The organism is Kluyvera intermedia (genome assembly GCF_021440345.1).
Lineage (GTDB): Bacteria > Pseudomonadota > Gammaproteobacteria > Enterobacterales > Enterobacteriaceae > Kluyvera > Kluyvera intermedia_A.
Map to the genome: position 1 here is coordinate 1 of NZ_JAKCNS010000035.1, position 26106 is coordinate 26106.

29 protein-coding genes are annotated in these 26106 nt (G+C 55.3%); 11 read left to right on the forward strand and 18 right to left on the reverse strand.

Features of this window, described 5'->3' with window-relative positions; translation table 11 throughout:
- Window positions 1-90: 90 nt before the first annotated feature.
- Window positions 91-822, forward strand: a complete 732-nt coding sequence (artJ, locus tag LZ634_RS10655; RefSeq protein ID WP_234504798.1) for an arginine ABC transporter substrate-binding protein ArtJ — start codon at window positions 91-93, stop codon at window positions 820-822.
- Between the two features lie 55 nt (window positions 823-877).
- Here artJ and LZ634_RS10660 read toward each other — a convergent pair whose 3' ends face one another.
- Window positions 878-2350, reverse strand: a complete 1473-nt coding sequence (locus tag LZ634_RS10660) for a sensor histidine kinase (protein WP_234504800.1) — start codon at window positions 2348-2350, stop codon at window positions 878-880.
- Window positions 2347-3069, reverse strand: coding sequence for a response regulator transcription factor (locus LZ634_RS10665; protein WP_234504803.1), 723 nt, complete (start codon window positions 3067-3069; stop codon window positions 2347-2349). Before LZ634_RS10665 ends, LZ634_RS10660 begins: the two co-directional genes overlap by 4 nt.
- Window positions 3070-3207: 138 nt before the next feature.
- On the opposite strand from LZ634_RS10665, the gene LZ634_RS10670 reads away from it, so the two are divergent.
- The 3 genes from LZ634_RS10670 to LZ634_RS10680 are packed head-to-tail and all read left to right on the forward strand — an operon-like array spanning window position 3208 to window position 4912.
- Entirely contained in the window at window positions 3208-3807 is a 600-nt protein-coding gene (locus LZ634_RS10670; protein WP_234504804.1) for a cytochrome b/b6 domain-containing protein, read from the forward strand.
- A gap of 10 nt (window positions 3808-3817) precedes the next feature.
- Window positions 3818-4588 (forward strand): molybdopterin-dependent oxidoreductase, encoded by a 771-nt coding sequence (locus LZ634_RS10675; RefSeq protein ID WP_234504807.1) that lies wholly within the window; start codon window positions 3818-3820, stop codon window positions 4586-4588.
- Between the two features lie 30 nt (window positions 4589-4618).
- Window positions 4619-4912 (forward strand): pentapeptide MXKDX repeat protein, encoded by a 294-nt coding sequence (locus tag LZ634_RS10680; RefSeq protein WP_234504809.1) that lies wholly within the window; start codon window positions 4619-4621, stop codon window positions 4910-4912.
- 52 nt (window positions 4913-4964) lie between these two features.
- Here LZ634_RS10680 and rlmC read toward each other — a convergent pair whose 3' ends face one another.
- The 10 genes from rlmC to LZ634_RS10730 form a co-directional block, all read right to left on the reverse strand.
- On the reverse strand, window positions 4965-6092 hold the full coding sequence (rlmC, locus tag LZ634_RS10685) for a 23S rRNA (uracil(747)-C(5))-methyltransferase RlmC (RefSeq protein WP_234504811.1): 1128 nt from the start codon (window positions 6090-6092) through the stop codon (window positions 4965-4967).
- A 42-nt stretch (window positions 6093-6134) separates the two neighbouring features.
- A complete protein-coding gene (locus LZ634_RS10690; protein ID WP_234504813.1) occupies window positions 6135-6623 on the reverse strand; it encodes a YbjO family protein in 489 nt (162 codons plus the stop codon).
- A 60-nt stretch (window positions 6624-6683) separates the two neighbouring features.
- Complete coding sequence (gene potI / locus LZ634_RS10695) at window positions 6684-7529, reverse strand: putrescine ABC transporter permease PotI (protein WP_234504815.1); 846 nt, start codon at window positions 7527-7529, stop codon at window positions 6684-6686.
- The gene (gene potH / locus LZ634_RS10700; protein ID WP_234504817.1) at window positions 7526-8479 is read right to left on the reverse strand and encodes a putrescine ABC transporter permease PotH; all 954 of its coding nucleotides are present in this window, start codon (window positions 8477-8479) and stop codon (window positions 7526-7528) included. Before potH ends, potI begins: the two co-directional genes overlap by 4 nt.
- A gap of 9 nt (window positions 8480-8488) precedes the next feature.
- Window positions 8489-9622 carry a putrescine ABC transporter ATP-binding subunit PotG gene (gene potG / locus LZ634_RS10705; protein ID WP_234504819.1) on the reverse strand — a complete coding sequence of 378 codons (1134 nt, stop codon included), beginning with the start codon at window positions 9620-9622 and terminating at the stop codon, window positions 8489-8491.
- A 141-nt stretch (window positions 9623-9763) separates the two neighbouring features.
- Entirely contained in the window at window positions 9764-10876 is a 1113-nt protein-coding gene (gene potF / locus LZ634_RS10710; RefSeq protein WP_234504821.1) for a spermidine/putrescine ABC transporter substrate-binding protein PotF, read from the reverse strand.
- A 405-nt stretch (window positions 10877-11281) separates the two neighbouring features.
- Window positions 11282-11761, reverse strand: coding sequence for a YbjN domain-containing protein (locus LZ634_RS10715; protein WP_234504823.1), 480 nt, complete (start codon window positions 11759-11761; stop codon window positions 11282-11284).
- 127 nt (window positions 11762-11888) lie between these two features.
- Complete coding sequence (gene rimK, locus LZ634_RS10720) at window positions 11889-12791, reverse strand: 30S ribosomal protein S6--L-glutamate ligase (RefSeq protein ID WP_234504825.1); 903 nt, start codon at window positions 12789-12791, stop codon at window positions 11889-11891.
- A gap of 116 nt (window positions 12792-12907) precedes the next feature.
- The gene (gene nfsA / locus LZ634_RS10725; RefSeq protein WP_234504826.1) at window positions 12908-13630 is read right to left on the reverse strand and encodes an oxygen-insensitive NADPH nitroreductase; all 723 of its coding nucleotides are present in this window, start codon (window positions 13628-13630) and stop codon (window positions 12908-12910) included.
- Window positions 13614-13892 carry a YbjC family protein gene (locus tag LZ634_RS10730; protein ID WP_234504827.1) on the reverse strand — a complete coding sequence of 93 codons (279 nt, stop codon included), beginning with the start codon at window positions 13890-13892 and terminating at the stop codon, window positions 13614-13616. The genes nfsA and LZ634_RS10730 overlap by 17 nt, the downstream gene beginning before the upstream one ends.
- A 214-nt stretch (window positions 13893-14106) precedes the next feature.
- Here LZ634_RS10730 and LZ634_RS10735 point away from each other — a divergent pair, with 214 nt between their 5' ends.
- Window positions 14107-14370 (forward strand): GrxA family glutaredoxin, encoded by a 264-nt coding sequence (locus LZ634_RS10735; RefSeq protein ID WP_052284291.1) that lies wholly within the window; start codon window positions 14107-14109, stop codon window positions 14368-14370.
- A gap of 21 nt (window positions 14371-14391) precedes the next feature.
- Here LZ634_RS10735 and LZ634_RS10740 read toward each other — a convergent pair whose 3' ends face one another.
- Entirely contained in the window at window positions 14392-14778 is a 387-nt protein-coding gene (locus LZ634_RS10740) for an inner membrane protein YbjM (protein ID WP_234504828.1), read from the reverse strand.
- Window positions 14779-15053: 275 nt separating this feature from the next.
- Between LZ634_RS10740 and LZ634_RS10745 the strand changes: the two genes are divergently transcribed.
- Window positions 15054-16742 (forward strand): aspartate:alanine antiporter, encoded by a 1689-nt coding sequence (locus LZ634_RS10745; RefSeq protein ID WP_234504829.1) that lies wholly within the window; start codon window positions 15054-15056, stop codon window positions 16740-16742.
- A gap of 195 nt (window positions 16743-16937) precedes the next feature.
- On the opposite strand, the gene LZ634_RS10750 is transcribed toward LZ634_RS10745, so the two are convergent.
- Together LZ634_RS10750 and LZ634_RS10755 are read right to left on the reverse strand one after the other, a co-directional pair.
- Window positions 16938-17324 carry a GFA family protein gene (locus LZ634_RS10750; protein ID WP_234504830.1) on the reverse strand — a complete coding sequence of 129 codons (387 nt, stop codon included), beginning with the start codon at window positions 17322-17324 and terminating at the stop codon, window positions 16938-16940.
- Between the two features lie 42 nt (window positions 17325-17366).
- Entirely contained in the window at window positions 17367-17915 is a 549-nt protein-coding gene (locus LZ634_RS10755; protein ID WP_234504831.1) for a TetR/AcrR family transcriptional regulator, read from the reverse strand.
- Window positions 17916-17996: 81 nt separating this feature from the next.
- On the opposite strand from LZ634_RS10755, the gene LZ634_RS10760 reads away from it, so the two are divergent.
- Both LZ634_RS10760 and LZ634_RS10765 read left to right on the forward strand, forming a co-directional pair.
- Entirely contained in the window at window positions 17997-19199 is a 1203-nt protein-coding gene (locus tag LZ634_RS10760) for an MFS transporter (protein WP_234504832.1), read from the forward strand.
- Window positions 19199-20011 (forward strand): Cof-type HAD-IIB family hydrolase, encoded by an 813-nt coding sequence (locus LZ634_RS10765; RefSeq protein WP_234504834.1) that lies wholly within the window; start codon window positions 19199-19201, stop codon window positions 20009-20011. The genes LZ634_RS10760 and LZ634_RS10765 overlap by 1 nt, the downstream gene beginning before the upstream one ends.
- A 51-nt stretch (window positions 20012-20062) precedes the next feature.
- Here LZ634_RS10765 and LZ634_RS10770 read toward each other — a convergent pair whose 3' ends face one another.
- Window positions 20063-21298: an MFS transporter gene (locus LZ634_RS10770; RefSeq protein WP_234504837.1), complete on the reverse strand. Its 1236-nt coding sequence runs from the start codon at window positions 21296-21298 to the stop codon at window positions 20063-20065.
- A gap of 273 nt (window positions 21299-21571) precedes the next feature.
- On the opposite strand from LZ634_RS10770, the gene ybjG reads away from it, so the two are divergent.
- Window positions 21572-22180 (forward strand): undecaprenyl-diphosphate phosphatase, encoded by a 609-nt coding sequence (gene ybjG, locus LZ634_RS10775; RefSeq protein ID WP_234504839.1) that lies wholly within the window; start codon window positions 21572-21574, stop codon window positions 22178-22180.
- A 70-nt stretch (window positions 22181-22250) separates the two neighbouring features.
- Entirely contained in the window at window positions 22251-23009 is a 759-nt protein-coding gene (gene deoR / locus LZ634_RS10780) for a DNA-binding transcriptional repressor DeoR (RefSeq protein ID WP_234504841.1), read from the forward strand.
- 7 nt (window positions 23010-23016) lie between these two features.
- Here the strand turns inward: deoR and dacC are convergent, their stop codons facing one another.
- Window positions 23017-24219 (reverse strand): serine-type D-Ala-D-Ala carboxypeptidase, encoded by a 1203-nt coding sequence (gene dacC / locus LZ634_RS10785; protein WP_234504845.1) that lies wholly within the window; start codon window positions 24217-24219, stop codon window positions 23017-23019.
- Between the two features lie 233 nt (window positions 24220-24452).
- Here dacC and LZ634_RS10790 point away from each other — a divergent pair, with 233 nt between their 5' ends.
- Window positions 24453-25073, forward strand: coding sequence for a glutathione S-transferase family protein (locus LZ634_RS10790; RefSeq protein WP_234504848.1), 621 nt, complete (start codon window positions 24453-24455; stop codon window positions 25071-25073).
- Between the two features lie 5 nt (window positions 25074-25078).
- Here LZ634_RS10790 and LZ634_RS10795 read toward each other — a convergent pair whose 3' ends face one another.
- Complete coding sequence (locus LZ634_RS10795) at window positions 25079-26089, reverse strand: LacI family DNA-binding transcriptional regulator (RefSeq protein ID WP_234504850.1); 1011 nt, start codon at window positions 26087-26089, stop codon at window positions 25079-25081.
- Between the last annotated feature and the right edge of the window lie 17 nt (window positions 26090-26106).

Sequence of the window (26106 nt, forward strand, 5' to 3'; positions counted from 1 at the left end):
TATATTGCATATAAATTCACACAATGGCATTGTAACTCCATGCCACACGCAGGGCAGCATCCAACAAGTCAGACAGACAGGAGCACATCCATGAAAAAATTAGTATTGGCCGCCTTACTCGCCACCGTTGCCGCAGGCGCACATGCCGCAGATAAAATCAGCTTTGGCGTTTCCGCGACCTATCCTCCATTTGAATCAATGGATGCAAACAACCAGATTGTTGGCTTTGATATCGATCTGGCGAACGCGCTGTGCAAACAAATGCAGGCCGAATGTACCTTCACCAACCATGCGTTCGACAGCCTGATCCCGGCGCTGAAATTCAAAAAATACGACGCGGTAATTTCCGGTATGGATATCACGCCAGAACGTAGCAAACAGGTCTCCTTTACCGATGCTTACTACGCCAACTCCGCGCTGGTTATCGCCAAAAAAGGCGAGTACAAAAGCTTTGAAGACCTGAAAGGTAAACGTATCGGGATGGAAAACGGCACAACCCACCAGAAATACCTGATGGATAAACACCCGGAAGTGAAAACCGTGGCCTATGACAGCTACCAGAACGCGATTATTGACCTGAAAAACGGCCGTATCGATGGCGTATTTGGCGATACCGCGGTGGTGAACGAGTGGCTGAAAACCAACCCGCAGCTGGGTGCAGCCACGCCGAAAGTGACTGACGCGCAGTACTTCGGTACCGGCCTTGGCATCGCGGTTCGCCCGGACAACAAAGCGCTGTTGGAAAAACTCAACGGCGCGCTGAAAGCCATTAAAGCTGATGGCACCTACCAGAAAATCAGCGACCAGTGGTTCCCGCAGTAACAAATAACGCCCCGCTGAGCATCGCGCTCAGCGGGGCTTTTTTATCGCGGAACATTTATAGTGGGACAAAGAAGCGGAAACATGCGCCCGCAGAAGCCTCCATCAGTCGAATCCCCCCGCCGTGCAGCTCCAGCATTCTTCGAACAATCAGTAAGCCCAGACCACCGCGATTCTCCCGCACGCTCTTCGGGTTCAGTGCAGACGGCCGCTGGAATAGCTGATCGCGCAGTTCCTGCTCCACGCCAGGCCCACTGTCTGCAACTTCGACCTGTAGCTGTGAATCCTCCTGCCAGACTCGCAGGGAAATGGTTCCGCCGACCGGCGTATGGCGCACGGCGTTATCCAGCAGGTTGGTGACCACCCGCTCTATCATCGATACATCGGCCAGCACCTGCGGTAATCCGCGCGGCATATCGACCTGCAGCTTCAGCTGCCGGGTTTCAATCGCCAGATCGAATTTCTGCGCCACGTCCTGAATCAGCTCGCCAATGGCGAAGCGCTCCAGCTGCGGCTTGATGCCGCCATGCTCGAGCTTTGCCAGCTCAAATAGCTGCTGTGACAGGTGCCGCACCTTGTGTCCCTGCCGTAAAGCAATCGCCAGATACTGGCGGTTATCGGCCGGCGACAGCGTATCGGCCTTTATCGAGAGCGTCTCCAGATATCCCAGCAGAGAGGTCAGCGGCGTGCGTAAATCATGGGAAATATTGGCGATAAATTCGCGGCGCTGCCGGTCACTATCGGATAGCTGATCCCACTGGCTGGCGATTTTTCTCGCCAGCTCGATAAAGGTATTGCGCAAAATCGCCACTTCATTGGCTGGACTGCTTTCCAGTTCTTGCTGCGCCAGCTGTTTAATCGCGCTAATACTGTCCTGATCCAGCCCGCGAACATCTGCGGTCAGCTTTTTCACCGGGCGCGTCACCCAATACCAGACGGTCATCCCGGCCAGCAGGCCAAACAGCGCCACCAGTAGCAGAGACCACGACAGCGTGCTCCACAGCGCCTCATGCCATGCAGTATCAGCCAGCGCGTTAAAAGCTTCGCCCTGTAAGATGATGTAGAGATAGCAGTGAAGCTGGCCATCGAGGCGCACCGGCGCGACGCTAAAGACCTTTTGCTTATCAACGCTGCGCGGGTCATCGCCGTAAACCGGCCAGGCCGCGCCGCCAAGAAAATCTTGTAGTGGCGCGATGGCAATGGTCTGTCGTTTCAGATGCCCTGCCGGCGCGGCATCGGCCAGCAGCTGTCCTTCCGGCGAGACCAGATAAAGTTCGACGCTGGGATTGAGCGTCATCAACCTGTCGAACAAGGTTTTCAGCGTCTGACGATTGACGTTACCTTGCTCATCAAGCAGCGGCTCGCTGTTGACGATTTGCTGCGCCAGCCCAGCCGACAGACGCTGCACCATCGCATTCCCGTACTGGCTGCTGCTGTAGAGCTGCACGCTGCATACCGCCACGGCGCAGAGCAGCAAAATGGAGGTGAACACCAGGGTTAACCGCTGGCTGAGGCTCAATCGACGGATCATGGCACAGACTCCGTTTTTTCGGTGGCGAATTTATAGCCTTTTCCCCAGACGGTCAGAATGATTTCCGGCTCGGCGGGATCGCGCTCAATCTTAATCCGCAGGCGGTTGATGTGAGTATTGACGGTGTGCTCATAGCCTTCGTGCTGATAGCCCCACACCCGGTCGAGCAACGATAAGCGGGAAAACACCTCGCCCGGATGGCGCGCAAACCAGTACAACAGGTCGAATTCGCGCGGCGTCAGTTCCACTGGCTCACCGCGCAGACGCACTTCCCGCGACAGCGGTTCAATGTCGAGACCGTGACAGGCTATCGAGCCGCTTTCCAGACGGATGTTTTGCCCCATCGCCTCCTGACGGCGAAACAGCGCTTTAACCCTGGCAATCAGCTCCAGCACGGAAAAGGGTTTCGGCAGATAGTCGTCGGCCCCCATCTCCAGCCCCAGCACCCGGTGCGTTTCGCTGGTGCGGGCGCTGATAATAATCACCGGCAGATAGCGCGTCATCTGACGGATACGTCGACAAATCTCCAGCCCGTCAACGCCCGGCAGCATTAAATCGAGGATCACCGCGTCCCAGCTCTGTTTTTCAAGCTGCACCAGCGCCTGATTGCCATCGGCTTCATGCACTATCTGATAGCCCTCATCCTGCAAGTTGAGTTGCAGCAATGTGGCGATGTCACGGTCGTCTTCAACCAGCAGTATTTTCTTTGCGCTATTCATGAGTCTTCACCGACAGTCTTTTCTCAAGCTTAACGCAGGCGAGCGCGGCAAGTTATCACATTTTATTTAAACTTCCGTGAGGATCTGGTGATAGGAAACCGCGCATGCTGTGAACATGTCATTCACGGAGAGCCGGCCATGTCCTCATCGCGTCCTGCAAACATTCACCCGCTGTGGCTGCGCTGCTGCCACTGGGTTAACGCTATCGCCATCGCCGGTATGCTGTTTAGCGGCTGGCGCATCTACAACGCTTCCCCGCTGTTTGATTTTACCTTTCCGGCCAGCCTCACGCTCGGCGGCTGGCTTGGCGGCGCATTGCAGTGGCATTTCGCCATGATGTGGGTGCTGGGCATCAATGCGCTGGTGTATTTGACGCTCGGCATCATCACCGGGCGTTTTCAGCGCAAATTCTTCCCGCTTTCCCTTCGCGAGCTTTTCGATGACCTGCGCCAGGCGCTACGTGGCAAGCTCCAGCACGCCGACCTTAGCCACTACAACGCCGTGCAGAAACTTGCCTATCTGGGCGTCATTTTACTGGGTATCGGTCTGGTGCTGTCGGGCCTGGTGCTGTGGAAATCGGTGCAGTTTCCGCTGCTACGTGAACTGCTCGGCGGCTATAAAACCGCCCGCTATATCCATTTCTTCTGTATGAGCGCGATGGGCCTGTTTGTGGTCATTCATCTGCTGATGGTTTTGCTGGTGCCACGGACATTACTCGCCATACTGCGTGGACGCTAAGGATAACAAGATGAAAAAACCGACCTTTCTTTCCGCCAGCGATAAACAGTATCTGCTGAAAGATGCCGAAAAGTTATTAAGTCCGGATCGCCGCCGCCTGCTGCGCCAGGGCCTGACGCTCGGCGGCATCATGATGCTGACCGGGTGCGACATTAGCGATAACGAAAGCATAGAAACGGCGTTGTCCCGCATGTCCCGCTTTAACGACCGCGTACAGGGCTTCCTGTTTAGCGACCGCGACCTGGCACCGGAATACCGCGAGTCGCAAATCACGCGGCCCTTCCCGTTTAACGCCTTTTATGGCCCCGAGGATATCCCCAAAGTGGACGGTCGTGATTACCAACTGGAGATCCGCGGCCTGGTACAGACGACAAAAAGCTGGAGCTTAACCGAGCTTTATCACATGCAGCAGGTCAGCCAAATCACCCGCCATATCTGCGTCGAAGGCTGGAGCGCTATCGGCAAATGGGGCGGCGTGCCTTTCCGCCAATTCCTGGGGCTGATTGGCGCCGATAAGCGCGCCAAATATGTCAGCTTCCGCTGCGCGGATGATTACTACACCAGCATCGATATGGCCACCGCGCTTCATCCCCAGACGCTGCTGGCCTTAACCTGGGATAACCGCATTCTGCCCCCCGAGTACGGTTATCCGATGAAAATCCGTATTCCGACCAAGCTCGGATACAAAAACCCGAAGCACGTTGTATCTATCGAAATCACCAATCGTTTCCCGGGCGGTTACTGGGAAGACCAGGGCTACAACTGGTTTGGTGGAAGTTAATCCCTAACGCAAAAATGATGAGGAAATACCATGAAAAAGATGATGATTGCCGCTGCTGCTCTGTCCGCCCTGTTTATGGTGAACGTTCAGGCCGCCGACAGCATGAGCAAAGATGCGATGCATAAAGACGGTATGGCGATGTCCCACGATGGCATGGCCAAAGACGGCATGGCGAAACCGCACGACAAAATGTGTAAAGACGGCATGTGTAAGGATGGAATGGCAAAAGACGGTATGCACAAAGACGGAATGAAAAAGGACAAGATGGGCAAAATGGATAACATGGCGAAAGATGGCATGAAAAAAGACGCGATGAGTCAGTAAGCCCTACGGTGATAACCCGGCGGCGATGGCCTGCCGGGCTGTCATCACCGCGTTAGATACGTACTAACAGCGTCAGCACTTCGTAATGCGCGGTGTGCGGGAACATATCGAACAGCTGTACCCGCTCGACGCGGTAGCCCGTCAGGTGAGCGAAATCCTTCGCCATGGTCTGCGCATTACAGCTTGAGTAAACGATGTACTCCGGCGCCATCTCGCTAAGATAATCACACAGCGCTTTGCCAATCCCGCGACGCGGCGGGTTAACCAGCACCAGCTGCGGGACTTCACCCTGGGCGGTGGCAAACTGTGTCGAATCCAGCGCCTGGAACTGTAACTTATCCAGCCCCAGCTGCGCCGCCGACTGTTTGGCGCAGGCAATGGCCTCGGGGGCAATTTCAATCCCGGTCAGCGTCATCTCCGGCGTGGCGCAGTGCAGGCCAAATCCGCCCACACCGCAGAACAGATCCCACATATGATTGACCGGCAGCGCCCTTACCCAGTCACGCGCCGTGGCATACAACTCGCTGGCGACCGTTGGATTAGTCTGGAAGAAACTTTGTGGGCGGATCCACAGCGGCACGCCGTTGAAGGTCTCCGCTAGCGCTTGCTGTTCGGTGAAGAAGATCTCCTGCTCACCTTCCATAATCGCCATATGCACCGGCTGGATATTCGCGGTGATGACTTTAAGCTGTGGCAGCTGCGCCTGCAGCCACGGCAGCGCCGCGCGCAGTTGCGCCAACTTGTCCTGCGAGCGCAGCACGAAGCGCAGCATCATGCCGCCATCCTGCTGGCTTTCGGTTAACAGCAAATATTTCAGCTCGCCGCGCTTGCGCGCCACGTTATACGGCGTCAGCCCGGCGCGGGCGATAAATGGCTTCAGGACGGCAAATACCGGCGCGAAGCTGGCGGGATAGAGCGGGCAATCCGTAAGATCTTCCGGCGTGCCATCACGGTGTAGCATGCCAAGCAGCGGTTTTTCGACGCTGCCGCTAACCACCATTTTGGCTTTATTGCGAAAACCCTGTTCCGGGCCGCAGACGGGTGCGCACCAGTCGCCAACGGCAAAGTCCGCCAGCAGCGTCTGGAGATCGGCCGTTTTGGCCGCAAGTTGCTCGGAAATCGGTCGTTCAATCCACTGACATGAACGACAACGATCGGCATCATAAAGTGCGCACTGCATACAAAGACCTTCACAAAAACGGGGGCGTGGATTGTATCACCGTTATTGTAAGCGGAAAAATCGCCGCGAGGCAGCGGGGACAAAAAGCAGGAGTAAGACCAGCAGATCCGGCATTTTCTGCATGACCAGCGAACGGAAAATCTCGCGTTTAGTCTCTCCGGCAATACTGAACAGCTCCGGATAACCATAGCCGAGCGAGGCGGCCCACAGATAGCTGGCGGCAATCACCTGGGTCAGTAAATAGACCCAGCGCGCCCAATTACGCCCTTTTACCAACGAAAATGCGCAGCCAATCTCAACGAAAACCAGCAGCAGGCTGCTTAGAAATACCAGCGTCAGCGTCCAGGTTTGTACGCTGCGATGAATAAAATCGCCAATTCCGGCAAGCCCCAGCAGGTTTAAGATCATCAACAGATCGAGGCAGCGGATTAAAATAATCGCGAGCGCGGCCACCTGCACCAAAGCAGGCACATTCAGGCGGGCGTGCGACCGTCGAGTTCGAGTAAACAATTCCAATGTATCGCCTTCCATGAAAACGATGCCGCGAACGTTCGCGGCATCGACTGCATATCCGTATCGATTTTAAGTGGATTATCCGCGTCTTGCACGTTGGATATCGCGCACCCGCTGTTTTTCTGCGCGTGCCATCAGATACCAGGCGATTAATCCGACAATTCCTACTACGCCTAAAATCAGCGATGCCAGGGCGTTGATCTCCGGATTCACCCCCATACGTACGCTGGAGAACACCAGCATCGGTAAAGTGGTTGCTCCGGGGCCGGACACAAAGCTGGCGATCACCAGGTCATCCAGCGACAGGGTAAACGCCAGCAACCAGCCGGAGATAACCGCCGGCATAATCATCGGCAGCGTAATGATGAAAAACACCTTCAGCGGCGTGGCACCCAGATCCATCGCCGCCTCTTCTATCGAACGATCGAGTTCACGCAGCCGCGAGGAGATCACCACCGCGACATAAGCAGTACAGAAAGTCACGTGCGCCAGCCAAATGGTGAGCATGCCGCGATCCGCCGGCCAGCCGATGGCGTGCGCCAGCGCGACAAACAGCAGCAGCAGCGACAGCCCGGTAATGACGTCCGGCATAACCAGCGGCGCAGTTATCATAAAGGCAAAGCCATTAGACCCGCGGAATCGGCCAAAGCGCACCATCACCATCGCCGCGATGGTGCCAAGAATAGCCGCCATCGTTGCCGCCGCCGCGGCAATGGTTAGACTCAGCCCCACCGCGCTCATCATCGCGTCATCGCGAAACAGCTCGCCGTACCAGCGCGTCGACCAGCCCGCCCACACGGTTACCAGCTTCGAGCTGTTAAACGAGTAGATGACCAGCATCAACATCGGTGCGTAGAGGAACGTAAACCCAATCACCAGAATCAGGATGCGCCACGGCGAGCGCACGACCGGTAAGTAATTCATCCGTGATCCCCCATCTGTTTCTGCTGATATTTATGGAACCACATGATCGGCACGATCAGCAGCAACAGCATGACGATCGCCACCGCTGACGCCACCGGCCAGTCGCGGTTGTTGAAGAACTCCTGCCACAGCACGCGGCCAATCATGATGCTATCCGGGCCGCCCAGCAGTTCCGGGATAACAAACTCCCCTACCGCCGGAATAAACACCAGCATCGAACCGGCAATAATCCCGCCTTTGGTGAGCGGCACAATCACGCTGAAGAAGGTTTTCAGCGGACGCGCGCCGAGATCCAGCGAGGCCTCAACCAGCGAGTAATCAATGCGGGTCAGCGCGGTATAGATAGGCAGCACCATAAACGGCAAATAGGCGTAAACGATACCGATATACACCGCGAGGTTGGTGTGCAGAATGGTCAGCGGCTGGTCGATAACTCCCAACCACATCAGGAAGTTATTCAGCACGCCGTTGTTCTTCAGAATCCCCATCCAGGCGTAGACGCGAATCAAAAACGAGGTCCACGACGGCAGGATAACCAGCAGCAGCAGGATATTACGGGTTGACGGTTTACTGTGCGCCACCGCCCAGGCCAGCGGATAGCCAAGCAGTAAACAGCAGATCGTTGAGATACCCGCCACCTGAAGCGACTGAAGATAGGCTTCAAAATAGAGCGGATCGTCGGTCAACTGTAGGAAGTTGCCAAAGTTCAGCGTCAGGCTCAGCTGGCCATCCGCCCATTCCATCAAATCGGTATACGGCGGAATGGCGCGCGCCATCTCGGCGAGACTGATTTTAAAGACAATCAGGAATGGCAGTAAAAACAGCAAAATCAGCCAGATATACGGCATCGCAATGACCAGCTTACGGCCATGTTTCATATTGATGCGCGCCAGCCACAGGGCCAGGCCGCCCGGCTTATGCGGGCGGGCCGGTGGTTCATAAATACTCATCGCCCCTCCTTAAACCGTCAGTACCACACAGCTGTCGGCGTGCCAGCACAGACGCACTTCATCGCCCCAGGTGGGTAACCCTTTCTGGTAGCGATTTTCATTCTGTAACTGGGCGCTGATCATCTGGCCGCTCTGCAGCCGCACGTGGTAGATAGAGAGATCGCCCAGATAGGCGATGTGCACCACTTCACCGACGGCAAAGTTATAGCCATCGGCAGGCGGTTCGTCACAGAGCATGATTTTTTCCGGACGTAGCGCCACGTACACCGGAACGTTGTCGACTACCGAGGCATCGGGATCCACCTTCAGCGGATGCACCAGCCCCGGAGATTCAATCACCAGGCCGTCTTCCTGACGCTCTTTTAGCAGCCCCTCAAAGACGTTTACCGAACCGATAAATTCGGCGCTATAGCGGGTAGTTGGGTGCTCATAAATCTCTTCTGGCTCGCCAATCTGCACAAATTTGCCACGGTTCATAATGGCGATGCGCCCGGCCATAGTCATGGCCTCTTCCTGGTCGTGAGTCACCATCACGCAGGTCACGCCAACGCGCTCCAGAATATCCACCACTTCCAGCTGCATCCGGTCGCGCAGCTTTTTGTCCAGCGCACCCATCGGTTCATCCAGCAGCAAAAGCTTTGGCCGCTTGGCCAGACTGCGCGCCAGCGCGACGCGTTGACGCTGCCCGCCAGAGAGCTGATGCGGCTTGCGTTTGGCGAACTCCTGCATGTGCACCAGCGCCAGCATTTCGCTGACGCGGGCGGTAATTTCCGCTTTCGGCAGTTTGTCCTGCTTGAGGCCAAAGGCAATATTCTGCTCGACGGTCATATGCGGGAAGAGCGCATATGACTGGAACATCATGTTAATCGGGCGCAGATAAGGTGGAACCTGCGCCAGGTCGACGCCATCCAGCACGATTTGCCCGGCCGTTGGCTGCTCGAATCCCGCTAGCATACGCAGCAGGGTTGATTTTCCGCAGCCGGAAGCCCCCAGCAGGGCAAAGATTTCGCCTTTATAAATGGTGAGGTTAACGTCATCGACCGCATGCTGACCGTCGAAGGATTTGGTCAGGTTACGGATTTCCAGCAGCGGGGTGAGCGCTTTGCGAGTTTTCGCCTGTGGGCGGGGAGTTGCGTCGTTCAATCTGGTGCTCTCCGGCAAAAAACAAATATCGATATGACCCGGTTGTCACATCAACCCCTGGCGACCGGCCAGGCGGCCGGTGTCCAGATTGGGGCAGCTGCACTGCCCCGGTGCATGTTCATCACCTTTCAGGTGATTGAATTATTTCCCGCTTTTTACTTTCGTCCATGCGCGCGTTCTGACGCGGTCAATTTTTGGATCCTGGACTTTCAGCGTAAACAGCTTGGCGAAGACGTCAGCCGGTGGGTAAATCGCCGGGTTATCGCGAACTTCGGCACTTACCAGCGGCGTAGAGGCCTTATTACCGTTAGCGTAGAACACGTGATCGCTGATATGGGCGATAACGTCTGGACGCATCAGGTAGTTGAGGAACTGATAGGCTTCATCTTTGTTTTTGGCATCGGCCGGCATCGCGAAGACATCGAAGAACGCCAGCGCACCCTCTTTCGGAATGAAGTAAGAAACGTTCACGCCGTTCTTCGCTTCTTTCGCACGGTTAGCCGCCTGCCAGACGTCGCCCGCCCAGCCGATAGCCACGCAGATATCGCCGTTGGCGAGATCGTTAATGTATTGCGAAGAGTGGAAGTAGCGGATATTCGGACGCAGCTTCAGCAGCAGGTCGGTCGCCGGGCCGGTGTAATCATCGGCCTTGGTGCTGTTCGGATCTTTGCCTAAGTAGTTAAGTACGGTGGCGAAAATTTCTTCCGGTGCATCGAGGAATGAGACGCCGCAGCTTTTCAGCTTCTCAAGGTTCTCTGGTTTCATCACCAGATCCCAGCTGTTCAGCGGCACGTCTTTGCCCAGCACGGCTTTGACTTTATCGACGTTATAACCAATACCGGTGGTCGCCCACAGATAAGGCAGCGCGTATTTTTTGTCCGGGTCATGGCGAGCCACCAGCTTCAGTACATCCGGATCGAGGTTTTTCCAGTTTGGCAGCTTGCTCTTATCCAGCGGCTGGAAGACGCCCGCGGTCAGCTGGCGCTCGAGGAAGCTTGCGGAAGGCACCACTAGATCAAAGCCGGTGCTGCCGGCCATCAGTTTGCCTTCCAACACTTCGTTGGAGTCGAATACGTCGTACACGACTTTAATCCCAGTCTCTTTTTCAAAATTCGCCACGGTGTCCGGCGCGATATAGTCAGACCAGTTATAGACATGCAGCGTTTTTTGTTCTGCAGCGAGCACGCTTGCCGAGGCGGCCATCAACGCACCCGTCACCAGACCTGTTAACCATTTTTTATTCAAGGCGGCCATATCTCTTATCCTTCTCATCGCCCGTTAACAAACGGACTGAATATACGCAATGTAGAGTATGCAGAAACCATGCATATTATTTCGGACTGAATGAGAGAGAAGAGACTGGGCTCCCCTACAATCATTGCTCGCGATACCGATGCAAAAATCTCGCCAACAATGATTATCGCTAGCAATAGAGAGGGGGGCATCGATATGTCGCAAGAATAACTGTAGCCCGAGTCAGAGGCTATAGGGCAGCGGAAAAAACGCCTTTTATCAATTTTTTATGCAGGATCACTCTATCTGATAAGCCAAAAGCGGCAATCAGGTAGTGAAAGAATCTTTAAAAATAGGTTAAAGGTAGAATAAAAAAATGTGATACGCAGCCACTATGGCAGTGACTGCGCTATTTAGCGGGCAGTATTAGTGAAGAAAATGGTATTGAATATCTTCCGGAGGCTGTTCGCCCTCTTCCGCCTTATACAGCAGGTCGTGCGCGGAGGCCTCGAGGATCACCATCGATACCTGCTCTTCGCTCTGCTGTACAAATGAAGCAAACTGTTCGAACGTGACCCCAACGGCTGCGGATAAAGACTGGCAAACCACCAGCTTTGGCAGATTATCATCCTGCATATCGAGGAACGCTTTCACGGTCAGCGAACTGGCGTTAATCGCCGAGAGATCGGCTCCCAGTGCCAGCAGTGCGGAAGGTTTGACCTCGGCCAACGCGGAGAACAGCACGACGTTATCCATGAGATCGATTTTGGCATCAAAGACGCCGTCAAAATTTTGCATATGCGGTAGGTGCAGCGCCTGACAGGTGTCGCACTCAAAAAAGCTCATGCCCATTTCGTCGAGCCACTGACGTAACGTATCCAGACTCGGGACGACGAGAGAATCCATATTGCCTATGACCTCATGCAGTAAATTAACAACCCAGAAAAACAAACTACCGGGCGCAGGCCCGGTATAAGTACGATTTTAGCGCACAGTCTACGCAAAAATGCCTGCGCATACCACGATAGACGAACTATCCACCGATCTTCAGGCAAAAGCCGGGGTGCGCCTGGCGTTCGATCCATTCGATCATTTTGCCCGCAATATCGATTCCGGTGGTGGTTTCCACCCCTTCAAGCCCGGGCGAGGCATTCACTTCCATCACCAGCGGGCCACGGTTGGCACGTAAAATATCGACACCGGCAACATCAAGACCCAGCGTTTGCGCAGCTTTTAGCGCAATCTCACGCTCGGCGGGGGTAATATCGGCCACCGTGGCGATGCCACCACGGTGCAGATTCGAGCGAAAATCGCCCTCTTTCGCCCGTCGCTCAATCGCCGCAACGACTTCATTGCCCACCACCAGGCAACGGATATCGCAGCCTTTGGCTTCCTGGATATATTCCTGTACCAGGATATGTGCATTCAGGCCACGAAATGCGTCAACGACGCTCTCTGCCGCCTGCCGCGTTTCGGCCAGCACCACACCAATCCCCTGTGTACCTTCGACCAGCTTTACCACCAGCGGCGCGCCGCCAACCATGTCGATGAGATCGCTGGTATCATCCGGCGAATGCGCAATACCGGTGATAGGTAAATCAATGCCCTGGCGCGCCAGCAGCTGTAAAGAACGCAGTTTATCGCGAGCACGGGTGATAGCCACAGACTCGTTTAATGGGTAACTGCCCAGCATTTCAAACTGGCGCAATGCGGCCAGACCATAGTAGGTGATTGCCGAGCCAATGCGCGGGATCACCGCATCGTAGTGCGGCAATTGCTGGCCTTTATAGTGAACGGACGACTCCGCTGGATTAATGTTCATGTAGCAAGAAAGCGGGTCGAGTACTTCAACAATATGCCCCCGGCGCTTAGCGGCTTCACGCAGACGCTTGCACGAATAGAGCGTTCCATCCCGGGACAAAATGGCAATTTTCACCCTTTACCTCTCCAGAAGACCTCAAAAAAACCGACGTATGATACAGCGCCCGCCTGACCAGGGGCATGCGCACGAACACAATTTCAGGCTTTAGCCGCCAGCTTATCCGTCATTAATCAGCGCGTTGCCCAACCCTGCTGATGCAGGTAATCGAGAATAAACGGCCGATTTTCTTTAATCAGCGTCCGGCGGATATGGTCGCTCCAGGTATCGCGGCGCGCGTTGGTACTACGTGACAGATAATACTGCGCCAGCTCTTCATCGTAGCGCTCGAGTTCCACCTTATTGAGCGGCTGGTAGTGGTTTTCATGTACCAGCAGCGTGGCAGGCAGGCGCGGTTTGAGATCCGGTTGACTGGCAGGCCAGCCGAGGCACAGCCCAAACAGCGGCAGCACATGTTTTGGCAGCCCAAGGAGATCCGTAACCGACTGGATATTGTTACGCAGTCCACCAATATAAACCCCGCCAAGGCCCAATGACTCGGCGGCGGTTAGGGCGTTTTGCGCCATCAGTGACGTATCAACCACGCCTAGCAACAGCTGTTCGGCCAACCCCAGCTGCGCATCCGGGCAGATAGCCAGGTGGCGGTTAAAATCTGCGCAGAACACCCAGAACTCTGCCGCTTGAGCAACGTGAGCCTGACCGCCGGTCAATTCCACCAGCTGCGCGCGCATGGCTGTATCCGTGATACGAATGATTGAGGTGCACTGCAAAAAGCTAGAGCTTGACGTGGCCTGCGCGCTGGCAATTATCGCGTTGCGCTGCTCGTCGGTAATAGGCTCGCCGGTAAACTGGCGAATGGAACGGTGGTTAAGCAGGACCTCAATGGTCGGCGTCATCTTTTTTTTCCTTATCTTGCGGCAGGTTGGAATTCATCAACTGCGGGGCGACGGTGCGGGCAATGCCCCAGAAAAGCACCGCCGCTGCGGGCAGCATCAGCGCAATACCGACGAAGATCATCACCACCGCCGCGAGTTGGCTGGCAAAGGGATCGGGCAACGTGACGTACTGATTCAGCGACAACCATGCCGCCGCCAGCACCACCATGCCAATGGCTTCGAGTATCAACACGCTTTTCGGGAGTGCTCCGAGCGATCGCATACTTCTTCTCCTGTACCGGTACTCTCTGACACATACACGCACACTATTGACCACGAGTATAACGACAAGCCCGCAAAAAATATTTAGCCAAACATAGCCTGGATGAATCGTAACAACAGGCAGAACCTTCTTTCCCCATCATCGATAGCGGGGCATGATAAGCGCCATTCGCCGACAGGCACATTGATTAGTCCGCTCGTTTAAGGAGAGACATATGTTTACCGTAATTTTTGGTCGTCCTGGCTGCCCGTACTGTGTTCGTGCAAAAGAGCTGGCGGAAAAACTGACTCAGGAACGCGACGATTTTAACTATCGCTACGTCGATATTCATGCAGAAGGTATCACCAAAGCCGATCTGGAAAAAACGGTGGGTAAACCGGTTGAGACCGTGCCACAGATTTTTGTCGATCAGCAGCACATCGGCGGGTGTACAGATTTTGAAGCCTGGGCAAAAGAAAACCTCGGCCTGTTTGCTTAGTATTGATTTTAACGCCCGCTTCTATAGCGGGCGTTTTCCTTCCCGACGCTTATCCCCCAGCAACGAGCTAACGAACAAAAAGCACAGCGCACCCAGCGCGCACCAAAAGATAGCGCTGAATAGCCAGGCCAGTTCCTGCCACATTGAACGGTCGCTAACGAAGAAAATACGCGTCAACATAAGACACAGCGGTGCGGCGAGGATCGCCCCCAGCAGCGGACGCAGCACTCGACGGCGCGAAGAGATAAAACTGGAAACCACCCCAGGGATCAGAAAAAACAGCAGACCCAGTTCAGGCGTACCTGACGAGCGAAAAGCGCCCTTCATGTGCAGAACCAGGGAACAAAAGACCACTATAAATAAAATGAAGCAGCAAATTACGCCAACCCAACCGCGTTCAGTTTTCACACGCATCTCCTGAAAAATCTCTCTATCAAAATCCAGACTTCGTCTTTTCAGACGCCCAGTCAGATAAAGTCACTGGCTTTCCATGCCAAAACACTTCTGTGCTAAAAGCGATTGTTGCTAGCCGTAGCTGTCAGGAACGATTAAACTATCGTCCGCTATTTTCTGGTTATTCTTCGGGTACAGGATAGCAGCACATAAGCCATAACCCTTGGTCAACAGTAGACCAAATAGCCATTCCTTTCAACACGTTACTGGTAAACAATAAGTTAGACTCCGTGAATATAAACGTCGCAGATTTGTTAAACGGGAATTACATCCTGTTATTATTCGTGGTATTAGCGCTAGGGCTTTGTCTTGGCAAATTACGTCTGGGCTCAATCCAACTAGGTAATTCCATTGGCGTTTTGGTGGTTTCTCTCTTATTAGGACAGCAACACTTCAGTATTAACACTGAAGCGCTCAATCTGGGCTTTATGCTGTTTATTTTTTGCGTGGGCGTAGAAGCCGGACCCAACTTTTTTTCTATTTTCTTCCGCGACGGCAAGAATTATCTGATGCTCGGTTTGGTGATGGTTGGCAGCGCGCTGCTCATTGCCCTGGGGCTCGGGAAGCTGTTTGGCTGGGACATCGGCCTGACGGCCGGTCTGCTGGCAGGCTCCATGACCTCAACGCCGGTACTGGTTGGCGCTGGCGATACGCTACGTCACTCCGGTATGGAAGCGGGTCTGCTGGCGCAAGCGCAGGATCATCTGAGCCTCGGCTACGCGTTAACCTACCTGATTGGTCTGGTTAGCCTGATTGTCGCCGCTCGCTATATGCCAAAATTCCAGCATCAGGATCTGCAGACCAGCGCTCAGCAAATCGCTCGCGAGCGCGGTCTGGATACCGATACCAATCGTAAAGTCTATCTGCCGGTTATCCGCGCCTACCGCGTGGGCCCGGAACTGGTCGCCTGGGCCGACGGTAAAAACCTGCGCGAGCTGGGCATCTATCGCCAGACCGGCTGCTATATCGAGCGTATCCGTCGTAACGGCATTCTCGCTAACCCAGACGGCGATGCGGTGCTGCAAATGGGCGATGAGATTTCGCTGGTTGGCTACCCGGACGCCCATGCGCGTCTCGACCCGAGCTTCCGTAACGGTAAAGAGGTCTTCGACCGCGATCTGCTGGATATGCGTATCGTCACCGAAGAGATTGTGGTCAAAAACCACAATGTCGTTGGTCGTCGCCTGGCGCAGCTCAAGCTGACCGACCACGGCTGCTTCCTGAACCGGGTGATCCGCAGCCAGATTGAAATGCCGATTGACGACAATATCGTGCTCAATAAAGGCGATGTACTGCAGGTAAGCGGCGATGCGCGCCGTGTGAAAACCGTCGCCGACCGCATCGGCTTCGTCTCCATTCACAGCCAGGTGACAGACCTGCTGGCCTTCTGTTCCTTCTTTATCGTTGGCCTGATGATCGGCATGATCACCTTCCAGTTCAGCAACTTTAACTTTGGTGTCGGCAACGCGGCCGGTCTGCTGTTCGCCGGTATCATGCTGGGCTTCCTGCGTGCCAACCACCCAACCTTCGGCTACATCCCGCAGGGTGCGCTGAATATGGTGAAAGAGTTTGGCCTGATGGTGTTTATGGCCGGCGTCGGCTTAAGCGCCGGTAGCGGCATCGGTAACGGTCTCGGCGTAGTCGGCGGACAAATGCTGGTTGCTGGTTTGTTCGTCAGCCTGATTCCCGTCGTTATCTGCTTCCTGTTCGGTGCCTACATTCTGCGCATGAACCGCGCGCTGCTGTTCGGGGCCATTATGGGTGCCCGTACCTGCGCACCGGCCATGGAAATCATCAGCGACACCGCACGCAGTAACATTCCTGCGCTCGGCTACGCGGGCACCTACGCTATCGCTAACGTATTGTTAACATTGGCCGGTACGCTGATTATCATCATCTGGCCAGGGCTCGGCGGCTAGCCCGAGCCGAAGGGAAACAAAGAAAAGAAAAATATTTTTGCGCAACGCAGAACTTTTTGACCAGGCGCAAGTCTTAATTAGTGCCACTGCTTTTCTTTGATGTCCCCATTTTGTGGAGCCCATCAACCCCGCCATCTTTGGTTCAAGGTTGATGGGTTTTTTGTTGCCTGAAATCCGGCAATACTCGATTAGCGCTCACTCCCCATCCGGCAAAACCTCACGCCACCACTGCGGTTTCATATCCTCGAAGGCATGAAAATCAGGTGCAAATGCGGCGCTCTGGTTTTGGTCAAACACCCCGCTCAGCAGCGCGATCACCGGGCCGTCGTCAATTGCGCCCAGCGAGCTGCCGCATTGCGGGCAGAATGCGCGGCTGGAAACGTCAGACGAACGCCAGGTGGCAGGCCGCCCGCCCTCTCCCGTCCACTGGACATCATGAGCGGCGAACTCGAGCCACACCACGGTCTGGCCGCCGGTATGTTTTTGGCAGATATCGCAAGAGCAGCTGTGGGCGTTGGTGGGATTCATGGCAGTGAAGGTGATGCGGCCGCACAGGCAGCCGCCGGATAATGCTGTCGTCATCGCAAGGCCTCGGCAAAAGAGTTTGTCTAAGCGTATACGCTTTTAGCCGCTCTCTCCCGCAATCCGCCCTACCATTTTTCGGATCTCCTCGCGCACGAGCGGCTGACGGTCGGTGACAAAATGCAGCGTCATCCCCTCGATAAAGGCGTCGAGCGCGCGGGCGGTGGCGGGTTCGAACCACTGCTCCAGCGTCTGCTGGCTGCGGCGCATCCAGTTTTGCATCACCGCTTTTAGCGTGGGCGTACTGCTGGCGAGCCCGTAGAGCTGATACATCAGCGTCATATTTTTCGGCGTGGTGACCTGGCTGCTGAAAATAAGCTCAGCCACCGCATCGCAGGCACCATCAACGGTGGTGACGCCGGCAAAAAATGCCGTGTACTCTTCCGACATGCGCGCGGTAAAGGTGCCAAAGGCTTCGCCCAGTAGCGCTTCGATACCGTCGAAATAGTAGGTCATTGAGCCCAGCGGGACATCGGCACAGCTGGCGATTTTTCGGTGCGTCACCGCACTAATCCCATGGATAGCGATAGTTTCAAGGGTCGCATCAATAATACGTGCGCGGCGCAGTGGGTCATTCGGTCGACGAGCCATAACTCTCCTCACTCAAGTTATGTACAAATGTACACAACCTTGTTAGTGTTGTCTGCACACTTTCCGACCCGACTCGAATGGATGACAACGTTAACCTCCCGTAAAGCCCTGCAACTGCGGATGTGGGCACTCTTTATGTTCTTCTTTTTACCCGGTTTATTAATGGCCTCCTGGGCTACGCGTACCCCGGCAATCCGCGATATTTTGTCCGTATCCACCGCAGAAATGGGCATCGTGCTGTTTGGTCTGTCGATTGGTTCGATGAGCGGGATCCTCTGTTCGGCCTTTTTAGTGAAACGATTCGGTACCCGCGCCGTTATCCGTACCACCATGTCATGCGCCTTAGTTGGCATGATGATCCTAAGCCTGGCGCTGTACCTAAGCTCCGCGTGGGTATTCGCCATTGGTCTGGCGATATTCGGCGCCAGCTTCGGCTCGGCCGAAGTCGCCATTAATGTGGAAGGCGCGGCGGTTGAACGCGAAATGAAAAAAACCGTGCTGCCGATGATGCACGGCTTCTACAGCTTTGGCACCCTGGTAGGTGCAGGCGTCGGCATGGCGGTAACCGCCTTTGGCCTGCCGGCCATGTGGCATATTCTGGTCGCGGCGCTGGTGGGTATCGCCCCCATTGCTATCGCTATCAAAGCCATTCCGGACGGTACCGGGCGCAACGAGGCTGAGAATGCACAACACCAGGAAAAAGGCGTGCCGTTCTGGCGCGATGGGCAACTGATGCTTATTGGCGTGGTGGTGCTGGCGATGGCCTTTGCCGAAGGCTCCGCTAATGACTGGCTGCCGCTGCTGATGGTCGATGGCCATGGCTTTAGCCCAACCTCTGGTTCACTGATTTATACTGGCTTTACGCTAGGGATGACGGTTGGCCGCTTTACCGGCGGCTGGTTTATTGACCGCTACAGCCGCGTCACCGTGGTCCGCGCCAGTGCGCTGATGGGCGCATTGGGCATTGCCCTGATTATCTTTGTCGACAGCCCATGGGTTGCAGGGGTGTCGGTTATTCTGTGGGGTCTGGGCGCATCGCTCGGTTTCCCGCTGACCATTTCCGCTGCCAGCGACACCGGCCCGGACGCCCCTACCCGCGTGAGCGTTGTTGCCACCACCGGGTATCTGGCGTTTCTGGTAGGACCGCCGCTGCTCGGCTTCCTCGGCGAACATTACGGTCTGCGTAGCGCAATGCTGGCCGTACTGGCGCTGGTTCTGATTGCCGCGATAGTCGCGAAAGCGGTGGCTAAACCCGAGCCCCGCGTTGTAATGGAGAGTCAATAATGAGCGTTAAACTGATCGCCGTAGACATGGATGGCACGTTCCTCAACGATAAGAAAACCTATAACCGCGAGCGCTTTCGTCAGCAGTATCAGCAGATGAAAGCGCAGCAGATCCGATTCGTAGTCGCCAGCGGTAACCAGTATTACCAGCTGGCCTCCTTCTTCCCGGAGATTGTTGGGGAAATCGCCTTCGTGGCCGAGAACGGCGGCTGGGTGCGCGATGCGGGCGAAGATGTGTATAACTGCTCAATGCCGCGCGACCACTTCCAGCAGATTGTTGATTTCCTGCTGACCCGTCCGGAAATTGAAATTATCGCCTGCGGTAAAGGCAGCGCCTATACGCTGAAAAGCTATGACCCGCGCTTCCATCAGATTGCCGAACATTATTATCACCGCATCGAACTGGTGGATAATTTCGACAATATCGATGACACCATTTTGAAATTCGCCCTGAATATTCCTGACGACAAAGTCCCACAGATGCAGGCGACGCTGGATGAGAAACTCGGCCATCTGCTGACGGCGGTGACCACCGGTCACGGCAGTATTGACCTGATTATCCCTGGCGTGCACAAAGCTCACGGCCTGCGTTTACTACAGGATCGCTGGGGCATTGCCGATGAAGAAGTGGTCGCTTTCGGCGACAGCGGAAATGATATTGAGATGGTGAAACAAGCCGGATACGGCTTTGCAATGGCCAACGCCGCCGAGGCGGTAAAAGCCGTCGCTGGCTATCATGCGCCGCACAATAATGAAGAAGGTGTGTTAGCCATCATTGATAAAGCACTGAAGGGCGAAGCGCCGTTTGCCTGACTGAACACCGGGCTACGGCTGTAGCCCGGTAATGCGCAGCGCCTGCCGGGATTACTCCGGCTGTAAGCCGCTGCCGACGCTTTTGTCACGCAGGAACATCACCACCAGCCCCAGCCACAGCACGCCGCCCGCCAGATTAAACAGGCTGAACATACCAATGCCACCCAGCTGATAGCTGTGCTTGCTAAGCTCAATGCCCACCGTGAAGATAAGCATTTGCAGCATCCCCATCGCCGCCGAGACCGTGCCTTTACTCATGTCGCTCGCAAACAGCGTCAGGCGCACCAGCCCCGCGTTCGCAAGACCGATACCAAAGGCGTAGAAGCTCAGTCCAGCCGTCATCCACAGATAGGCGTGAGAAGAGACCACCGTCGCCGCAGCCGCCAGAATCAAGCCGAACATAATGGGATAACCGCCGGCAATAATCAGCTCGCGCACCGTACGGCGTGAGGTCAAGCGCGCCAGCACCAGGTTACCGAGGATCAGTGCGCCGAAGATCGGTACCTGCAGCAGACCATACTCATAGCTGCTGGCTTTCTCGCCGCTGATAATAATTACCGGTGATTGTGCAATCCACGCCAGCAACGGCAGGCTGACAAACCCTGTCGCCAGCGCGCCAGCCACAAAGCGGCCATTTTTCAGCACTTCGCGATAATCGCGGCCCAGCGCTTTTAGCGATAGCGACTCACCCATACGGGTCGCCGTTTCGGGCATCGATTTAAATAGACCGACATAAGAGATGGCTGCCAGCAGGGCAAACAGCACAAACATGCTCTCCCAGCGTGCGAGGTGGATCCACGCGGCTCCCACCAGCGGCCCTAATAGCGGGGCAATCAGCGCGACGTTGGCCATTAACGCCGTTATCTTGATACAGGTCGCTTCATCGAACGATTCCTGAATCGCCGCGTAACCCACCGCACCGATAAAGCACAGGCTCACTCCCTGTAAAAAGCGCAGGAAGGTGAACTGCTCAATGTTTTGCACCAACAGCGTCGCCAGACAGGTGACGATAAACCAGATAACCCCGGTGAGCATCACCGGACGACGCCCAATACGGTCCGACAGCGGCCCCAGCAGCCACTGCAGGAACATACCGCCCGCCAGGTACGCGGTCATGGAGGTTGGAACCCACTCGTCGCCGGCATTAAATTCCTGCACGACCGCCAGCATCCCCGGCTGGATCATATCGTTGGCTATATAGGTGGAAAACTCGTAGAGCACGAGGCAAAGCGGGAACAGAATTGCCTTACGCCCCAAGCGTTTCCGGGAAGAAGTGGAAGTATCCATTTGACTCGCATCCGTAATAAAAACGCGCAAGTTTAATCAATGCACGGTAGTGGTGATAGTTAATTATCACGCAGCATAACGATTTCGCACAAATTGATGTCGTTAAGATTTGCTTAAGGTTGTGCGCGTTATACTCTACGCCGCTTATTGCGCCGCCTTAATTTCCAGATACTTGTACGCCGGAAGCAGGATTCAGACAATGCCGCTTTACCGTCCAGGATTGGTTTTTTAAGCTGGCTGTCATAAAACCGTCATCTACGAAGCCGGAACGTTATGCTGGAAAATCTCAATAACACGCTGTTTTTGCTCATCAACGCCACCCCTGCCTCAGCGCAATGGGAGATTTCGCTGGCGACATTTTTAGCAAAGGACCTGATCCTTATTGTCCCCCTGCTGGCCGCCGCCATGTGGTTATGGGGAGAACGTCGGCAGGTTCACGCGCAGCGTCATCTGGTGGTTAAAGTGGCGCTGGCCATTGCCGTCAGCCTGACCATCTCCTGGACAATGGGCCAGCTGTTCCCGCATGAACGGCCGTTTGTGGCCAATATCGGCTATAACTTCCTGCACCACTCTGCGGATAACTCTTTCCCAAGCGATCACGGCACGGTGATTTTCACCTTCGCACTGGCGTTCTTGTTCTGGCACCGTTTGTGGTCCGGGCTGGTATTGATGGCCATCGGTATCGCCATTGCCTGGTCGCGCGTGTACCTTGGCGTACACTGGCCGATGGATATGCTCGGCGGCTTCCTGTGCGGCCTTGTTGGCTGTATGGTGGCGCAAATCCTGTGGCTGTTCGTGGGTGCCCGCGTCTTCCCACGACTTCAGCAGGCTTATCGTCTAATTTTCTCGCTACCGATTCGTAAAGGTTGGGTGCGTGACTAGCCCTTCGCTCGCAGGTAAAATAACGCGCTGACCCCGGTATCCTTGCCGGGGCATTTCCGCTAGAGGATCTATGGAAACACGACGCGACGAACGAATTGGCCAACTCATTCAGGCACTGAAACGTAGCGATAAGCTGCATTTAAAAGAAGCGGCTGCGCTGCTTGGCGTTTCCGAAATGACGATTCGTCGCGACCTCAACAGCGAAAGCGGCCCGGTTGTACTGCTGGGTGGTTATGTGGTGCTGGAGCCGCGCAGCGTGCCTCACTACCTGTTAAGCGATCAGAAAACGCGCCTGGTTGATGAAAAAAAGCTGGCGGCCCGACATGCGGCGAAGCTGCTGAAAGCGCATCAGATGGCCTTCTTCGACTGCGGCACCACCACACCGTGGATCATTGACGCCATCGATAACGACCTACCGTTTACCGCCGTCTGCTATTCGCTCAACACCTTCCTGGCACTTCAGGACAAACCCAACTGTCGTCCGATTCTCTGCGGCGGCGAGTTTCACGCCAGCAATGCCATCTTTAAGCCCATTAGCGAGCAGGATACGCTGTCGCACCTGTGCCCGGATATCGCGTTTTATTCCGCAGCGGGTATTGATATTGAGATGGGGGCAACCTGTTTTAATCTCGAAGAGCTGCCGTTGAAGCATTGGGCGATGCGCCAGGCGCGCTATCACGTGCTGGTCGCGGATCACAGTAAGTTTGGGAAGGTGCGCCCGGCGCGGATGGGAGATTTAACGCGCTTTGACGTGATTGCCAGCGACACCTGCCCGGACGACGAACTGGTGGCACTGGCAAAACAGCAGCAAATTTCGCTGCTGTATTAAGGCGTTATCAGGAGAACCAGCCGCCGAACCACTCGTGGAACTTCATCAACACGAAGTCCATCATGCGGCCAAAGAATCCGCCCTCTTCGACCGCTTCCATCACGATAAGCGGACGCTGTTCGATGGTTTTATCGTTGAGTTTGAAGTCGATGGTGCCTACCACCTGCCCTTTGGTCAACGGCGCGGTCAGCTGCGGCTGCGTTAAGGTGTAGCTGGCTTTCAGGTTCTTCAACTGCCCGCGAGGGATTGTCACCGACCCGGCTTCCCCGGCGCCCAGCTTCGCTTCGCTGGTGTCACCGTACCAGACGCGCTGGCTGATGAAGGTGGCATCCGGTTTAATTGGGGTTACGGTTTCATAGAAACGGAAGCCCCAGGTCAGCAGTTTTTCCGACTCGTTAAAACGCACGCGATCGCTTTTGGTGCCCAGTACCACCGCAATCAGGCGCATATCGCCCTGGGTGGCGGATGACACCAGGTTGTAGCCTGCCCCCGCCGTGGTCCCGGTTTTCACGCCGTCAACGTTCAGATTAGAGCTCCACAGCAGACGGTTGCGGTTAGGCTGGCGAATGTTGTTGAAGGTGAACTCTTTCTCTTTGTGTACCGCGTACTCTTCTGGCACATCGTGAATCATCGCGCGGGTCAGCAGCGCCATATCGCGCGCGGTGCTGAACTGCCCTGGCGCATCCAGGCCATGAACGGTTTTGAAGGTGGTATTGGTCAGGCCGATTTTTTGCGCGTAGCCATTCATCAGGCTCACAAATGAATCCTGGCTGCCAGCGACGTAATCAGCAATTGCGATGCTGGCATCATTGCCCGACTGAATGATCACCCCTTTGTTGAGGTTCTCAACCGAAACCTGCTCGCCCGGCTTCAGGAACATCACCGAAGAACCGCGCAGCGCCGGGTTACCGGTAGCCCATGCGTCACGGCCGATGGTGACCATGTCCGGCAGTTTAATTTTCCCAGCTTTAAGCGCCTGACCCACTACGTAGCTGGTCATAATTTTGGTCAAACTTGCCGGATCGAGCTTCTCGTCCGCATTGCCCTCGGTCAGCACTTTACCGCTGGCATAATCCATCAAAATAAAGGCACGAGCATCAATCGATGGCGCATCAGGGAGCTGATCCGCCGCCTGCACCGCCGGTGCGACTACCAGTAAAAGCGCAGAGCCTGCCAACAGGCTCCGAAAGGCGTTAGTGTTACACATCATAAAAGCCACCCAAGTATCCATTCCCAAAAACACGCCGCAACAGCAACCGTACTGCATCAGGCGGTGAGTAATAACGTAGAAACTCTCTTAAAGAAACAGTGAGTTGGTAAAGTTTTTTAAGTTTACGCAAGATCCCCGCGTTGTGCTTAAAACCTGACATTTTTTTTGATCGTGATTGCGTAACCGTTAACTTTCGCTCACAGTTAATTTCCGCTAAACAATCAGGAGTAGTTATGGTTACGCTGTGGGGACGCAATAATTCAACGAACGTGAAGAAAGTACGCTGGACGCTCGCCGAACTGGCAGTGCCGTATGAGCAGATTATGGCAGGTCAGGGATTCGGGGTGAACCACGACGCGGCCTACCTGGCGCTCAACCCAAACGGTCTGGTGCCGATGCTCAAAGACGGCGACGACGTGCTGTGGGAATCAAATTCTATCGTCCGCTATCTGGCGGCGCAGTATGGCGCGGATACACTATGGCAGGCCTCGCCGATGCAACGGGCCAAAAGCGAGAAATGGATGGATTGGGCCAATGAAACCCTCTCGCCAGTGCATCGCAAAATTCTGATAGGGCTAGTCAGAACGCCGGTTGAAAAACGCAATATGGCAGAAATTGAAGCGGCAATTATTGCCTGCCAACCGCTGCTGGATATTCTCGATAACACGCTGGCGACGCAAACCTGGCTTTCCGGCGACAGCTTCGGCGTCGGCGATATTGCCGTGGCGCCGTTTGTCTATAACCTACTGGAAACGGTGAAAACCTGGCAGCCGCGGCCAAATCTGGCGCGCTGGTATCAGCAGCTTGCCGACCGCCCTGCCTTCCGCGACGTGGTGATGATCCCAGTGTCTTGATCCCTTCAGGTGCGCAGGCTGCTGCCGCGCACCTGCAATTTCCCCACCAGCCGAATGTGCGCCGATGTATCGTCGCCATCACATAAATAACTCACCGCCATTCGCCCTAATTCATTATAAGCCAGCTGCACGCTGGTTAGCGCAGGCGTCAGCTGATGCGCAATGCGCTGGTCATCGTAGCCGCATACCAGCACATCGTCGGGAATCGAAATATTTAGCGTGGCCAGCGCCTGATAGCAGCCGAGGGTCATCCAATCGCTGGCGCAGAAAATGGCCTGCGGCGGCTGCGGTAAACGCATCAGTTCCAGCGTGGCGTTGAAGGTGGCATTCAGCGACCAATCTGTCTGCTTGATAAGCGTTTCGTCGATTTCGATACCGGCCTGCTGGAGAGTTTGTCGATAACCTTCCAGGCGCAGCACGCTGGCATCCATCCACTCATCGCCCATGATATGCGCGATACGAGTGACGCCCTGCGAAAGCAGATGACTAACAATCTGGCAGGCGTTGGCGCGATCGTCCGGGAGGAAGGTCGGTAACAGCGGCCTGTTGGGGTCGTACTGATTGAGCAGCACCACCGGTTTTTTCAACAAAGATTCAAACGGAGAAAAGTCAAACGCGCGGGTTACCGGGCTTGCCAAAATCACCCCTGCGCAGTTGCGGCTATCGAGCTGACGCAGAATTTGCTCGGCCATCTGCATATCGTCGCCGTAGTCGTAGACGGTCAGCAGCATATCCCGCTGCCAGGCGGTGCTGCTGGCTTCGCTAATGGCATCAATAAACGGGTCATAGTTCGGCATGCCACACAGCAGCAGAGCAATTTCCTCCTGCCCGTCCGGGCGATGAGGCACGATAATCTTCTGATATCCCAGCGCCGAGGCGGCGGCGTAGACCCGCTCGCGCGTGGCGTCGCTCAGGCGAATGGCCCGGCTATTGTTGAGCACCAGAGAGACCGTGGCCTGAGAAACACCGGCTTCCCTGGCGATATCACTCATCGTTATCTTATTTTTTTTCGGCATGTTTACTCCTTGTCGCA